17 protein-coding genes and 1 other RNA gene are annotated in these 12595 nt (G+C 52.9%); 7 read left to right on the top strand and 11 right to left on the bottom strand.

Annotated features, from left to right (window positions below; all coding sequences use genetic code 11):
• Positions 1 to 53: 53 nt before the first annotated feature.
• Positions 54 to 365 (bottom strand): MGMT family protein, encoded by a 312-nt coding sequence (locus tag FHW71_RS09960; protein ID WP_008103902.1) that lies wholly within the window; start codon positions 363 to 365, stop codon positions 54 to 56.
• Between the two features lie 177 nt (positions 366 to 542).
• On the opposite strand from FHW71_RS09960, the gene ffs reads away from it, so the two are divergent.
• Positions 543 to 639, top strand: an RNA gene (gene ffs / locus FHW71_RS09955) — signal recognition particle sRNA small type.
• Between the two features lie 129 nt (positions 640 to 768).
• On the opposite strand, the gene FHW71_RS09950 is transcribed toward ffs, so the two are convergent.
• The 3 genes from FHW71_RS09950 to FHW71_RS09940 form a co-directional block, all read right to left on the bottom strand.
• Complete coding sequence (locus FHW71_RS09950; protein ID WP_007886938.1) at positions 769 to 987, bottom strand: HHA domain-containing protein; 219 nt, start codon at positions 985 to 987, stop codon at positions 769 to 771.
• Positions 988 to 1011: 24 nt separating this feature from the next.
• Positions 1012 to 1389, bottom strand: a complete 378-nt coding sequence (gene tomB / locus FHW71_RS09945) for an Hha toxicity modulator TomB (RefSeq protein ID WP_007886936.1) — start codon at positions 1387 to 1389, stop codon at positions 1012 to 1014.
• A 147-nt stretch (positions 1390 to 1536) separates the two neighbouring features.
• Positions 1537 to 1890: a hypothetical protein gene (locus tag FHW71_RS09940; RefSeq protein WP_179451701.1), complete on the bottom strand. Its 354-nt coding sequence runs from the start codon at positions 1888 to 1890 to the stop codon at positions 1537 to 1539.
• Positions 1891 to 2230: 340 nt separating this feature from the next.
• Here FHW71_RS09940 and FHW71_RS09935 point away from each other — a divergent pair, with 340 nt between their 5' ends.
• Genes FHW71_RS09935 through FHW71_RS09925 form a run of 3 tightly spaced genes read left to right on the top strand, consistent with a single transcriptional unit; the run spans position 2231 to position 4624 of the window.
• A complete protein-coding gene (locus FHW71_RS09935; protein WP_061717586.1) occupies positions 2231 to 2887 on the top strand; it encodes an ATP-binding cassette domain-containing protein in 657 nt (218 codons plus the stop codon).
• Entirely contained in the window at positions 2884 to 3723 is an 840-nt protein-coding gene (locus FHW71_RS09930) for a metal ABC transporter permease (RefSeq protein WP_179451700.1), read from the top strand. Before FHW71_RS09935 ends, FHW71_RS09930 begins: the two co-directional genes overlap by 4 nt.
• A 22-nt stretch (positions 3724 to 3745) precedes the next feature.
• Positions 3746 to 4624 carry a metal ABC transporter substrate-binding protein gene (locus tag FHW71_RS09925; protein ID WP_008103895.1) on the top strand — a complete coding sequence of 293 codons (879 nt, stop codon included), beginning with the start codon at positions 3746 to 3748 and terminating at the stop codon, positions 4622 to 4624.
• A gap of 44 nt (positions 4625 to 4668) precedes the next feature.
• On the opposite strand, the gene ykgO is transcribed toward FHW71_RS09925, so the two are convergent.
• From ykgO to FHW71_RS09905, 4 genes are all read right to left on the bottom strand, one after another.
• A complete protein-coding gene (gene ykgO, locus FHW71_RS09920) occupies positions 4669 to 4809 on the bottom strand; it encodes a type B 50S ribosomal protein L36 (RefSeq protein ID WP_008103894.1) in 141 nt (46 codons plus the stop codon).
• 15 nt (positions 4810 to 4824) lie between these two features.
• Positions 4825 to 5082 carry a type B 50S ribosomal protein L31 gene (locus FHW71_RS09915; protein ID WP_008103892.1) on the bottom strand — a complete coding sequence of 86 codons (258 nt, stop codon included), beginning with the start codon at positions 5080 to 5082 and terminating at the stop codon, positions 4825 to 4827.
• Between the two features lie 149 nt (positions 5083 to 5231).
• On the bottom strand, positions 5232 to 8381 hold the full coding sequence (locus FHW71_RS09910) for a multidrug efflux RND transporter permease subunit AcrB (protein ID WP_008103890.1): 3150 nt from the start codon (positions 8379 to 8381) through the stop codon (positions 5232 to 5234).
• A gap of 16 nt (positions 8382 to 8397) precedes the next feature.
• Positions 8398 to 9588: an efflux RND transporter periplasmic adaptor subunit gene (locus FHW71_RS09905; RefSeq protein ID WP_008103889.1), complete on the bottom strand. Its 1191-nt coding sequence runs from the start codon at positions 9586 to 9588 to the stop codon at positions 8398 to 8400.
• A gap of 142 nt (positions 9589 to 9730) precedes the next feature.
• Here FHW71_RS09905 and acrR point away from each other — a divergent pair, with 142 nt between their 5' ends.
• The gene (acrR, locus tag FHW71_RS09900) at positions 9731 to 10372 is read left to right on the top strand and encodes a multidrug efflux transporter transcriptional repressor AcrR (RefSeq protein ID WP_008103887.1); all 642 of its coding nucleotides are present in this window, start codon (positions 9731 to 9733) and stop codon (positions 10370 to 10372) included.
• On the opposite strand, the gene rsmS is transcribed toward acrR, so the two are convergent.
• The 3 genes from rsmS to FHW71_RS09885 are packed head-to-tail and all read right to left on the bottom strand — an operon-like array spanning position 10369 to position 11343.
• The gene (gene rsmS, locus FHW71_RS09895) at positions 10369 to 10524 is read right to left on the bottom strand and encodes a pleiotropic regulatory protein RsmS (protein ID WP_179451699.1); all 156 of its coding nucleotides are present in this window, start codon (positions 10522 to 10524) and stop codon (positions 10369 to 10371) included. The two genes, acrR and rsmS, sit on opposite strands and share 4 nt — an antisense overlap.
• A gap of 8 nt (positions 10525 to 10532) precedes the next feature.
• On the bottom strand, positions 10533 to 10778 hold the full coding sequence (locus FHW71_RS09890; protein WP_008103884.1) for a membrane protein: 246 nt from the start codon (positions 10776 to 10778) through the stop codon (positions 10533 to 10535).
• Positions 10779 to 10830: 52 nt separating this feature from the next.
• Positions 10831 to 11343, bottom strand: coding sequence for a primosomal replication protein (locus FHW71_RS09885; RefSeq protein WP_179451698.1), 513 nt, complete (start codon positions 11341 to 11343; stop codon positions 10831 to 10833).
• A 57-nt stretch (positions 11344 to 11400) separates the two neighbouring features.
• Here FHW71_RS09885 and FHW71_RS09880 point away from each other — a divergent pair, with 57 nt between their 5' ends.
• Both FHW71_RS09880 and apt read left to right on the top strand, forming a co-directional pair.
• Positions 11401 to 11784 (top strand): DUF454 family protein, encoded by a 384-nt coding sequence (locus tag FHW71_RS09880; RefSeq protein WP_008103880.1) that lies wholly within the window; start codon positions 11401 to 11403, stop codon positions 11782 to 11784.
• A gap of 149 nt (positions 11785 to 11933) precedes the next feature.
• A complete protein-coding gene (gene apt / locus FHW71_RS09875) occupies positions 11934 to 12485 on the top strand; it encodes an adenine phosphoribosyltransferase (protein WP_008103878.1) in 552 nt (183 codons plus the stop codon).
• The last annotated feature ends 110 nt before the right edge of the window (positions 12486 to 12595 follow it).

Here is a 12595-nt window from a genome sequence, read left to right as displayed (position 1 = left end):
GAGACAGCGGCTTTACGGAACGGCAGCGGGCTTGGGCGCGACATATCGCACCGCTAAATTTCCCAACGATACTTTTCCAGCTCAATCTCCCCAGCATCGCTCACCTCAATGCCTTCCGCTTCCAGCGCATCACGCTGACGAAACAGATCGTCGCCCTGCAGCGAAATCCTGCCGTGACGATTGATAACGCGAAACCAAGGTAACTTACTGCCTTCCGGCAAACGACGTAATACGCCACCCACCTGACGTGCCGCGCGTGGCGATCCGGCCAACTGGGCAACATCACCGTAAGTGGTAACCTTTCCTGGCGGAATGGCTGCAATGATTTGCCACACGCGCTCAGAGAAATTGTTTTGGTCGCTCATATGCGCACCTATTTTCATCAGGAAAGGGCAAACTTTAGCATGCAGAAGGGTAGACATCAGCGCATTGCTGTGTGCTTGTGCAAGAAACCAACGGTTGTCGGGCCTGCGCTTGCAATTGCCAGGGGCATACTTGATAATGCCTGCGCTCTCGAAATGAGGGCTTGTCAATGGGGGCCCTGTTGGTTCTCCCGCAATGCTAACTTGTGAACTCGGTCAGATCCGGAAGGAAGCAGCCGCAGCAGGCGACGCGTGTGCCGGGATGTAGCTGGCAGGGCCCCCACCATTTTGTACCCGCCTAATACTCCACAGAATTTTACGCACAGAGAAATCTGGCAATCCTTTGCCTGTGATTCAATCCTTGATTAATACGATGATGGTGCAGAGCGGCTGTTAGGGGAAAAACTTAGCGGACGAACTTCCAGACAGAAACCGGTACTTTATCGTAAAGCTTATTCATGGTCAGTTCAGCCAGACGATGATCGGCTGCCGAATAGAATACCGCGAGTTCATTATCAGGTAATTCATACTTGTTTTTTTCGATAACCCGTTCAAGGGTATCGATTGAGCGACAGCGGCGCAGTCGCATCAAATAATCTGTTTTCGTTAAGGCTTGGTTGCTCATAAATAAACCGGTCTCAGTCTGGTGCTAAAAGGAATGGCTAGGTTGTTGGAGATAAGCACACTCTTCGGCAAACAGATTAAATAAACGTTTTGCTGAACGCTGCCACCGTTGTAGATCCTGAGTATTGATTCCATAGCTGCTGAACAGCATAAAGGTATCGTCAAGATATTCATCGATTTGCGTAATCAGGGCTTCATCTTCAACGTGCTTAATTTTGTAATTCATCGTGAAAGAAGCGATATGCTCAATCAAATCGTTGAGCTGTAAATTGCTTTCCGAAGTAGGATCATTAACCCAACCATGATGGCTATCAGTCAATGTCGCCATACTTTCGTCGAACAAGTTCTCACACAGGTATTTAAGCTGGGCAATATCATGCCGTTTCGGTGAGTATTCGTCCATCTTTTTCCCCTCCATAGCTAGCACAGTTACCGCAGCGCGGCGAGATTAGGAAAAGCTACCAGGAAGCGATCTCGAATAAAATTGAATTCAGCGACTCCTTAAATGTAATCCACAATCATTAGCTTTGCTCACCTCAATTACCAAATATTACAATTCGTCGGCAGGAGAGGGGCGCTCATTGTCAATCACTTCAAACACCAGCGCGCCGGGCGTTACCTGAAACAACACTTCTTCACGACGCTTAAACGTTTCATTTAAATCCAGGCAAGGATTAAATAAATTCCAGCTGAAATCGTAAAGCATTTTAAATCGATTGTTGTTGGTTGGTTGAATAGAAATAATCTGGAAGCTCTCGGGAACTAATTGCGCGTTTTGAGAATACCACTGTAAATCACCGGCTAATGCATCGGCTATTTTGAGAATATTCCCCTGGATAATTCTTAGCAACTTTTCGCAATCGTCCTCATCCACAGCAATATCACAATGAATAATAGACGGCATTTTGTATCCAGTAAAAGAATGATGTTTCTATCATTGAGCTTATTGGGTGACATTGCAAGTCGCTAATAAACAGAAAGAGTAATCGTTGTGATGGGTTTCATAACTCAATCATGGCGAAACGGCGAATTACAGCGGTAATCGTCTTGAGCGATCAACTTTTGAAACACTTTAACTCGGGCGCAATAGAGGAAAATTCGGGTAGGATAATTGTTATGTTATAACATTTTTGGTTGTTGAGTATGAATCACAGCGGTTTACTTCTTTCCCTTGGCGGCCGTTTGCTGGTTGCGCTGATGCTGATTGCCTTTCTGGCAATAGCCTTATGGTGGGGAATGCAGAAATGATGCATTTCAACCGCTTACAAGCAGGTTATCAAGGCCGTGCGGTGACGCCTGTAGTTAATGGTGAGCTGGCAAAGGGCAGCATGACGGCGCTGATTGGCGCTAACGGCACCGGCAAATCGACCTTATTGAAAACCATTGCCGGCTTACTGCCGCCGATTTACGGCAGCTGCGAATTGCAGATCCCACGTAAAGCACTGGGCTGGTTACCACAACGCAGTGAACTCGAAACCCGCTTTCCTCTTACTGCTTATGAACTGGTGGCGATGGGCTGTTGGCCACGCTGCGGCTGGTTTGGTGGCATTAATCGCGCCTTGCGTCTGGAAATTGATGCCGCGCTGGATGCGGTGCAAATGCGTGAGTTTGCCGATGCGCAGCCAGCCACTTTATCCGGCGGACAACTACAGCGCATATTGTTCGCGCGCTTAATGCTGCAGCGCAGCCAACTCTGGCTGCTGGATGAACCCTTCAACGGCATTGATAGCCAAACCGTCACCTTGCTGATGTCGATCCTTGAACAGCAGCAGCAGGCGGGCACCACATTATTAGTGGTGCTGCACGATCGTCCGCTGGTGGCGCGCTATTTTCAGGATGTGTTATCGCTCGATGACGCTGATTCCGCACAAACGCCAACGTTGCGTAGGGTAGCGTCGTGACATTACTTCAACCCTTTATCGAATTTGGTTTCATGCGCCGTGCGTTGGTGGCATGCGTGGCATTAGCGATTAGCGCCACGCCGCTGGGCGTCTTCCTTTCGCTGCGCCGCATGAGTCTGGTCGGCGATGCGTTATCACATGCAGTATTACCCGGCGCGGCGATAGGTTATCTGGTGTCGGGATTATCGCTGGTGGCGATGGGCATTGGCGGCCTGATTGCCGGTTTGGCAGTGGCGCTGCTCTCGGGGGCGGTCAGCCGTTACACGCACCTCAAAGAGGATGCCAGTTTTTCGGGCTTCTACCTCGGATCTCTCGCACTCGGCGTCACGCTGGTGTCACTGCGTGGTTCCAGCGTTGATCTGCTGCACGTGTTATTTGGATCGCTGCTGGCGGTGGATAACGCGGCAATTCTGCTGGTTGGCGGCATTGCCGCTACGACCTTGCTGCTGCTGGCGGTGATCTTCCGTCCATTGGTGATCGATGCCTTCGATCCCGATTTCCTGCGCGCACAGGGCAAATGGAGCGCACCGCTGGTGCACGGTCTGTTCCTGATGCTGGTGGTGCTCAATCTGGTGGCGGGCTTTCAGGTGCTGGGCACGCTGATGTCGGTGGGATTGATGATGCTGCCGGCCACCAGCGCACGCTTCTGGAGTCGCCACCTGGCTTGCATGCTTGGCATCGCCATGCTGCTGGCGATCGTCTCTGCGTTTATCGGTCTGATTCTTTCGTGGCATTTCTCGCTGCCGGCTGGACCTGCGGTGGTGCTGAGTGCTGCGGTGCTGTTTCTGCTTTCTGTTTTGACAGGACCATGTGGCGGCCTGTTGCGCCGTCGATAACGAAACCAATAAGGGGATATGAATGAAAAAGTTACCGCTGAGTCTGGCGATTGGTGCCATGCTGATTAGCCCACTGTCGCTGGCGAAAAGCGTTGATGTTGTGGCGAGTTTTACCGTGCTGGCGGATATCGTTAAACAGGTTGGTGGCGATCACGTCAACGTGAAATCGCTGGTCGGCCCGAACGGCGATCCGCACACCTTCGAACCGACACCGCAGGATAGCCAGGCGCTGTCGAAAGCGGATGTGGTGTTTGTCAGCGGTTTGGGCATGGAAGGTTGGATGGATCGCCTGATCAGCGCGTCAGGTTACAAAGGCACCATCGTAGTGGCCTCGAACGGTGTTAACACGCGCAAGATGGAAGAGGACGGTAAAAGCGTCACCGATCCGCATGCGTGGAACAGCATGCAAAACGGTGTGATCTACGCCACCAATGTGATGAATGCGCTGATCAAAGCCGATCCTGAAGATGCGGCGGATATTCGTAAAAGCGGTGAAAGTTACATTCAGCAGTTGCAAAAGCTAGATAGCTGGGCGAAAACCGCCTTTGCTGAAGTGCCGAAGAACAAGCGTAAGGTGCTGACCAGCCACGATGCCTTTGGCTACTTTGGCCAACGTTATGGCGTCAGTTTCCTTGCGCCGGTGGGCTTCTCTACTGAAGCGGAAGCCAGCGCCAGCGATGTGGCGTCGATCATCAAACAGCTGAAGGCCGAGCACATCAAAACTTACTTCATGGAGAATCAAACCGATCCGCGTCTGGTAAAACAGATTGCCAGCGAAACCGGCGCACAGCCGGGCGGTGAACTCTATCCTGAAGCGTTGTCGGAAGCGAATGGCCCGGCAGCGACCTATGTGGCCGCGTTCAAACACAATGTTGACGCCATTCTGCATAGCATGAAGTAAAAAAAAGGCCGGGGAGCATCCCGGCCAATTATCACGACACTTTCCTACCTTTTTTTCTTTCTTCCCTGAACCGCCTTAAAGCGCGGGTTGGTTTTGCAAATCACATAAATGCGACCTTTACGACGCACGACTTTGCAATCTTTATGGCGCGTCTTTGCAGAGCGCAATGAACTCAATACCTGCATCTCTTCTCTCCAGCGTTACTTGTTGCGCGACAGGAAGCTGCCAAAACGCTGGTTGAAGCGCGCGGTGCTGCCTTCTTTGGCGAAATCTTTCTGTTTGCCGGTATAGAACACGTGGGATTTTGACGAGACATCCAGCGTGACGTACGGCAGCACTTCACCTTCAAACTCAATGGTGCGCTCGGTTTTGATAGTGGAGCCGACTTTGAAGTATTCGTTGGCCGAGGTGTCGTGGAACACCACTGGGCGATAAAGGGGATGGATATTCGGTTTCATAGTAACCTCGCTATGTAATGTTATAATATAACAATATTATGAACCCGAGAGTGGCTGATTGCAACCGTGGAAAACGCAGGGCTTTTGGCAGGGCAGAGAAGCAGCAATAAAAAAGGCCGCATCAGCGGCCTTTTAAGGAAGGGTAGAACTTAGTGTTTGTGCTCTACCGGATGACCTTGTTCGAGGTCACCTTTGTTCTTACTGAAGCGGCGACGTACCACCACGAAGAACACCGGAACGAAGAAGATAGCCAGCGCGGTCGCTGTTACCATCCCGCCCATTACGCCGGTACCTACCGCGTTCTGCGCGCCAGAGCCAGCACCGGTGCTGATCGCCAGCGGCATTACGCCGAGGATAAAGGCGAGCGAGGTCATCAGAATCGGACGCAGACGCATACGGGATGCTTCCAGCGTTGACTCAACCAGCCCTTTGCCTTCCTTCTCCATCAAATCCTTGGCGAATTCGACGATCAGGATGGCGTTCTTCGCCGACAATCCTATGGTGGTCAACAAGCCCACCACAAAGTAGACGTCGTTACTCAAGCCACGCGCCGTGGTGAAGATCAGTGCGCCGACAACACCCAGCGGTACCACCAACATCACCGAGAACGGAATCGACCAGCTCTCATACAGCGCGGCCAGACACAGGAACACCACAATCAGCGAGATAGCATACAGCGCCGGTGCCTGGTTACCTGACAAGCGTTCCTGATAGGACATGCCGGTCCAGTCGTAACCGATACCCGCAGGCAGTTTTCCTGCCAACTGTTCCATCAGGTTCATGGCATCACCGGAGCTCTTGCCTGGTGCAGCCTGGCCGAGAATCTCCATTGATGGCAAGCCGTTGTAACGCTCCAGACGTGGCGAGCCGTACTGCCACTTCGCCGAAGAGAAGGCGGAGAACGGAACCATGGTGCCGCCGCTGTTGCGCACGAACCACTTACTGATATCGTCCGGCAACATACGTGAATCGGCCTGGCCCATTACGTACACTTTCTTCACACGACCGCGGTCGATGAAGTCGTTGACGTAAGAACCGCCCCATGCGGCGCCCAGCGTGGTGTTGATGTCTGACAGCGACACACCCAGCGCCTGTGCTTTTTCCTGATCGATAATCAGTTTGTACTGCGGCGTATCTTCCATACCGTTTGGACGCACGCCCACCAGCGTATCCGGATGCTGGGCAATCATGCCAAACAGCTGGTTACGCGCGGCGGTCAGCTTCTCGTGACCCAGGTTGCCCTGATCGGTCAGCATGAAGTCGAAGCCAGTGGCGTTACCCAGTTCGATAATCGCTGGCAGGTTGAACGGGAACACCATCGCATCTTTGATTTGACCGAGCGCCTGCATGGCACGACCGGCAATCGCAGGCACTTTCAGGCTGGCATCGCCACGCTCATCCCACGGCTTGAGGCTGACGAACGCGATACCGGTGTTCTGTCCACGACCGGCAAAGCCGAAGCCGTTAACGGTAAACACCGAATTCACGCTGTCTTTCTCTTTATTCAGGAAGTAGTCAGTAACCTGATCCAGTACTTTCTGGGTACGTTCCTGGGTTGCACCGGCTGGCAACTGCGCCTGAGCCAGTAACAGCCCCTGATCCTCTTCCGGCAGGAATGAGGTAGGCAGTTTTATGAACAGGTAAGCCATGCCGACGACGATTACCAGGTAAATCAGCAGGTAACGACCGGTGCTGCGCACGATGTGGCCCACACTATCAACATAGTGGTTGGTGCTCTTATCGAACACGCGGTTAAACCAACCAAAGAAGCCGGTAGTTTTACCATGGGTGCCTTTTTCCACCGGCTTCAGCAAGGTGGCACAAAGCGCTGGAGTCAGAATCAACGCCACCAGCACCGACAGCGCCATCGCCGAAACGATGGTGATCGAGAACTGGCGATAGATGACGCCGGTTGAACCGCCGAAGAATGCCATCGGAATAAATACCGCAGACAGCACCAGTGCGATACCGACCAACGCGCCCTGAATCTGCTCCATCGAACGTTTGGTGGCTTCTTTCGGCGGTAAACCCTCTTCAGCCATAACACGTTCAACGTTCTCGACCACCACGATGGCGTCATCCACTAACAGGCCGATGGCAAGCACCATCCCGAACATCGTTAGGGTGTTTATCGAGTAACCAAAGGCGCTGATGACGGCGAAAGTACCCAGCAAGACTACCGGTACGGCGATGGTTGGAATCAAGGTCGCACGGAAGTTCTGCAGGAACAGATACATCACCAGGAACACCAGCACGATCGCTTCAAACAGCGTTTTGACCACTTCGAAAATCGAAATTTTCACGAACGGCGTGGTGTCGTACGGATAAACCGTTTTCATGCCTGCCGGGAAGAACGGCTGCAGTTTCGCCAGTTCAGCTTTAACCGCATCGGCGGTGTCCAGCGCATTAGCGCCGGTTGCCAGCTTAATACCGATACCGGAAGCCGGTTTGCCATTATAACGCGCGATGATCTCGTAGTTTTCACCACCGAGTTCAATCTTCGCCACGTCACGCAGGCGCACCTGAGAACCATCCTGATTCACTTTCAGCAAGATCTTGCCGAACTCATCTGTTGAAGTCAGACGGGTTTGCGCAATGATCGAGGCATTAAGCTGTTGACCCGGCACAGGTGGCGTACCGCCCAACTGACCGGCGGCGATTTGGGTGTTCTGGACTTTCAATGCGCTGATGACATCCACTGGCGTCAGTGAGTAGTTATTCAGCTTGTGTGGGTCCAGCCAGATACGCATCGCATACTGCGCACCAAACACCTGCGTATCACCTACCCCCGGCATACGGCTGACCGGATCTTTGATGTTCGAAGCAACATAGTCAGAAATATCGTTCTGCGTCATGTTGTCGTTATCGCTGACGAAACCTGCCACCATCAGGAAGCTGCTGGAGGATTTCTTAACCTGAATCCCCTGTTGCTGCACTTCTTGTGGCAGTAACGGCGTAGCCAGCTGCAGTTTGTTCTGCACCTGAACCTGCGCGATATCTGCGTCAGTACCGGATTGGAAGGTCAGCGTCAGCGTCAATGTGCCCGACGAATCACTGCTCGATGACATATACATCAGGCCATCGATACCGTTCATGTTTTGCTCGATGACCTGCGTCACCGAATCTTGCAGCGTTTTCGCATCAGCACCCGGATAGGTCGCCTGGATTTCAACTGCCGGCGGCGCAACATTGGGATATTGCTCAATCGGCAGGCTGATAATCGATAGCACACCAACCAACATGATGATGATGGCGAGCACCCACGCAAAAATGGGGCGATCAATAAAGAACTTAGCCATGTATCAGTGGCTCCTGTTATGACGATGATTTAGCAGACGGTGATTCTGGTGCAGCTTTGGCATCATCGGAGACTTCTTGTGGCGTCACCTGCGCACCCGGTTTGGCACGCTGGATACCGGTGGTGATCACCCGATCGCCTGCTTTAAGACCTTCCGTTACCAGCCATTTGTCACCAAATGCCTGATTAGCGGTGATATTACGAGATTCCACTTTATTATCCGCGCCCACTACCATCGCCGTTGCCTGACCGGTTGGGGTACGTGTTACGCCCTGTTGCGGTACCAGCAATGCGGTTGGATTGGTGCCTTCATCCAGACGTGCGCGAACAAACATTCCTGGCAGCAGGCGATTGTCCGGATTCGGGAAGATGGCGCGCAGCGTGATTGAACCGGTGGTTTCATCCACGCTCACATCAGAGAATTCCAATGTGCCTGTTTGCGGGTATGCGTTACCGTTTTGCATCAGCAGGGTGACGTTGGCCTTACCGTCGTTCTGTTTCAGCTGACCGGATTCCAGTTCTGCGCGCAAACGCAGGAATTCATCACTGGATTGGGTCACGTCGACGTACATAGGATCGAGCTGTTGCACGGTCGCCAGCGCGGTAGTCTGCCCATTTGAAACCAGCGCACCTTCGGTCACTGACGATTTACCGATGCGACCGCTGATTGGCGAGGTCACTTTGGTATATGCCAGATTGATGCGTGCGGTTTCAACGTTGGCACGCGCAGCCTGTGCGGCTGCAGCCGTTTGGGCTGCTGTGCCTGCGGCGGTGTCATAGTCCTGCTGACTGATGTACTTGGTACCCAGCAGCGGCTTGTAGCGCGTGATGGTTAACTGCGCGACGCGAGCATTGGCTTCCGCCTGGGCTAAATCCGCTTTAGCGCTGTCGTAGGCCGCCTGATAGGTGGCGGGATCGATCTGATACAGCGACTGGCCGGCTTTTACATCACTACCTTCAACAAAATTACGTTTGAGAATAATACCTGACACCTGAGGGCGAACTTCCGCAACGCGGAAAGCCGAGGTACGGCCCGGCAGCTCAGTAGTAATTTGCAATGGTTCGTTTTTTAACGTCACAACACCCACTTCTGGGGGCTGCTGCTGGGCGGCTTGCTGGGATTTATTATCATCACATCCTGTTAACAAAAAGCTGCCTGAAAGCATCAGGACGGCCGCCAGAGGCGCTAATCCTCTGTTTTTATTCATAAATAAACCTCTAGTGTCCGATATCAAATGATCAATGGATCACAAACCGATAAACCCATTGCTGCGTTAAAACACGGGTCGTGCTATGGTACATACATTCACAAATGTATGTAAACTTACAAGTTTGTAAAAAAAGCCCAGCATGGCACGAAAAACCAAAGCGCAAGCTCTTGAAACACGGCATCAAATTCTTGACGCCGCATTAGCACACTTTTCCGAACATGGTGTGGCCGCCACGTCTCTGGCGGATATCGCAACAGCGGCCGGCGTCACGCGCGGGGCTATCTACTGGCATTTCAAAAACAAAGCCGATCTCTTACATGAAATCTGGCTACGTTGTGACGCTGGGCTGGACGATGTGGAACTTGAGTATCAGACAAAATACCCGGGTGATCCACTTTCTGTTGTACGTTCAATGTTGATCTATATCCTTGACGCCACAGCAAAGGATCCACAAAGACGCGCATTAATGGAGATTATCTTCCATAAGTGTGAGTTTGTTGGCGAAATGTCGACGTTACAGGATATGCGCCAAAGCTTACTGCTGGAGTGTTACGACCGCATTGAAGTGGTGTTGAAAGAGTGTATTGAGGTCGGTCAGCTGCCCAACAACATCAACACGCGCCAGTCTGCACGTTTGATGTGTGGCTACATCAACGGCATGATGGAAAACTGGTTATTCAATCCGCAGGCTTATGATTTGGCTGCCGATGCGCCGCAACTGGTGGATGCATTTTTGGATATGTTGCGCCTCAGTCCAACACTTACCACCGGGCCACGTTAAGCAGCATCTTCCGCCGCTTTCTTTTGTTGATAATCCCGCTGAACAATTGCCAGCGCGGCCAGCACGGTGGGGGTGGGAACATTATTCTCTTCAAGCAGTTGAATCAGATCGACGGCAAGCTTGATTTCGTCGGGTGCGCTGTCCAGTGACATTGTTTCTCCTAAATACGTAATTTCGCCGCGACCAGCAGCATTAACAGTGCACCCAGCAGTGCGCTGGCGAAACCGGCTGGATGCAAGGCGGCCAGATCGCCGGTGGTGAAGTAGGTGGCGATATAGCCGCCAATCAGCGCGCCAATGACCGCCAGCACCAGCGTCGGCACAAATCCTCCCGGACGACCGGGAAAAATCACCCGCTTAAGCCAGCCTGCCGCTAAACCAATTACAATCCAAAAAACCAGCGTCATGATTTTTCTCCTTTTTCTCACCGCACTGAGTATAGAGGAAAAAGCGCCGCGTTTAGCGTGGCATAGACGGCAACTCCAGTTTGTAGATGGCGGCGCGGCAGCGTGCCAGACGCTCCTGCAGCTGATCGACTTCACGAATCAATTGTTGCTGAACGCTAAGGGTTTCGGCGCGCGCCAGATGCTGCTCGCGCTGTTGAATCATCGCCAGTAAGCGCTTTTCGTAGCCTTGATACTCTTCACGTTTGGTCTGGCGTGCATCGACGCGTGGCCGCTCGCGCTTCACCCGCAGCTGTTGGCTGTGGCATTCGCGCTGCAAGGCGGCAATCTGATCCAACACTTTCTCCGCCAGCCATTGACGACGCGCCACATCGGTATCGGCTGCGGTTAACTGCGTAATATTGCCTTCCAGTTCGCGCAGATAATCCGCCAGACGCGTGCTGCTGGTGCGAAACAGTTGAGAGTCAAAGCGCGGCTGACGACAGGCACCATCCGGCTGCTGTGCAATCTGCTGGCGCAGTAGATCTAACATGGCGTGGAGACGCTGCTGTGCGGGCGCTTGGGGCATCACTCTGTTTCCGACTGTGTTAACGTAACGCTGTTTTGACTCATTCAGGCATCAGGCATGCAGCGCATTTTACTACTGAGCCTTGGCTGGCTGGCGATTGTGCTAGGTACGCTGGGCATTGTATTACCTTTATTACCTACGACGCCATTTGTGTTGCTGGCGGCCTGGTGTTTTGCCCGCTCGTCGCCGCGTTTCCACCATTGGCTGCTGTGGAAATCGCCGTTTGGCCGCTACATTCGTCACTGGCAGCAGCATCGTGCCATGCCGCCTGGTGCCAAGATTCGCGCCATGTTGCTGATTGTGATTACCTTTTCGATCTCGATTTATCTGGTGAACCTGCTGTGGGTACGCATTCTGTTAGGCGCGATGCTGTGCATGCTGCTGCTTTTCATGTGGCGCATTCCGGTTGTTGCCGAGGATGCCAGCCCGCCACAACAGTAGCGTGAGGGTTGCATTTAGCCGGGTATTTGCATAGATTTGGGCATCTTCGTGCGTGGCTTCCCTTATAAACGACTTCGCTTAACCCGGTTTCCGGGGTTTGGCGCTAGAGAAGCTGCGCGTATTAGATATTTTCTCCAGGCGTAACATTTATGACCGCAACTGCGCAGCAGCTTGAACTCATCAAAAACAGCATTAAAAGCATTCCTGACTATCCGAAGCCGGGCATTCTGTTCCGTGACGTAACCAGTCTGATGGAAGATCCGCAGGCGTATGCCGCGTCGATCGCCATTCTGGTTGAGCGTTATCGTAACAAAGGCATCACCAAGGTGGTGGGAACGGAAGCGCGTGGCTTCCTGTTTGGCGCGCCGGTGGCGCTGGGTTTGGGCGTGGGTTTTGTGCCGGTGCGTAAGCCAGGTAAACTGCCGCGTGAAACCTTCAGCGAAAGCTATGAGCTCGAATACGGCACCGATGCACTGGAACTGCACAAAGATGCCATCAAGCCAGGCGATGTGGTGCTGGTGGTGGACGATCTGCTGGCAACCGGCGGCACGCTGGAAGCAACGGTCAAACTGATCCGCCGCGCCGGTGGTGAAGTGAAAGACGCCGCATTCGTGATTAATCTGTTTGACCTGACCGGCGAAGCGCGCCTGACCGCCATGGGCGTCGAGTGCTTCAGCCTGGTGAATTTCCCCGGCCACTAAGGCCCGCGCGCTCCGCTGTACGGCGGGGCGCCACCTCTGCAAAGTTAGTGGTTGCTGATCCGCTGGTGGCTGTTAAACTACTGCCAAAATAAACAGGGTTTGCGAAGCTG

Origin of the sequence: Enterobacter sp. Sphag1F (assembly GCF_014193275.1) — a bacterium.
GTDB lineage: Bacteria > Pseudomonadota > Gammaproteobacteria > Enterobacterales > Enterobacteriaceae > Pantoea > Pantoea symbiotica.
Note: the sequence above shows the minus strand (reverse complement) of the source record. Positions and strands in the feature narration are given on the sequence as shown.

Excerpts from the sequence above, each read along its gene's own strand:
- FHW71_RS09960 (WP_008103902.1), bottom strand. The coding sequence starts at position 365 with ATGAGCGACCAAAACAATTTCTCTGAGCGCGTGTGGCAAATCATTGCA.
- FHW71_RS09950 (WP_007886938.1), bottom strand. The coding sequence starts at position 987 with ATGAGCAACCAAGCCTTAACGAAAACAGATTATTTGATGCGACTGCGC.
- tomB (WP_007886936.1), bottom strand. The coding sequence starts at position 1,389 with ATGGACGAATACTCACCGAAACGGCATGATATTGCCCAGCTTAAATAC.
- FHW71_RS09940 (WP_179451701.1), bottom strand. The coding sequence starts at position 1,890 with ATGCCGTCTATTATTCATTGTGATATTGCTGTGGATGAGGACGATTGC.
- FHW71_RS09935 (WP_061717586.1), top strand. The coding sequence starts at position 2,231 with ATGATGCATTTCAACCGCTTACAAGCAGGTTATCAAGGCCGTGCGGTG.
- FHW71_RS09925 (WP_008103895.1), top strand. The coding sequence starts at position 3,746 with ATGAAAAAGTTACCGCTGAGTCTGGCGATTGGTGCCATGCTGATTAGC.
- ykgO (WP_008103894.1), bottom strand. The coding sequence starts at position 4,809 with ATGCAGGTATTGAGTTCATTGCGCTCTGCAAAGACGCGCCATAAAGAT.
- FHW71_RS09915 (WP_008103892.1), bottom strand. The coding sequence starts at position 5,082 with ATGAAACCGAATATCCATCCCCTTTATCGCCCAGTGGTGTTCCACGAC.
- FHW71_RS09910 (WP_008103890.1), bottom strand. The coding sequence starts at position 8,381 with ATGGCTAAGTTCTTTATTGATCGCCCCATTTTTGCGTGGGTGCTCGCC.
- FHW71_RS09905 (WP_008103889.1), bottom strand. The coding sequence starts at position 9,588 with ATGAATAAAAACAGAGGATTAGCGCCTCTGGCGGCCGTCCTGATGCTT.
- acrR (WP_008103887.1), top strand. The coding sequence starts at position 9,731 with ATGGCACGAAAAACCAAAGCGCAAGCTCTTGAAACACGGCATCAAATT.
- rsmS (WP_179451699.1), bottom strand. The coding sequence starts at position 10,524 with ATGTCACTGGACAGCGCACCCGACGAAATCAAGCTTGCCGTCGATCTG.
- FHW71_RS09890 (WP_008103884.1), bottom strand. The coding sequence starts at position 10,778 with ATGACGCTGGTTTTTTGGATTGTAATTGGTTTAGCGGCAGGCTGGCTT.
- FHW71_RS09885 (WP_179451698.1), bottom strand. The coding sequence starts at position 11,343 with ATGCCCCAAGCGCCCGCACAGCAGCGTCTCCACGCCATGTTAGATCTA.
- FHW71_RS09880 (WP_008103880.1), top strand. The coding sequence starts at position 11,401 with ATGCAGCGCATTTTACTACTGAGCCTTGGCTGGCTGGCGATTGTGCTA.
- apt (WP_008103878.1), top strand. The coding sequence starts at position 11,934 with ATGACCGCAACTGCGCAGCAGCTTGAACTCATCAAAAACAGCATTAAA.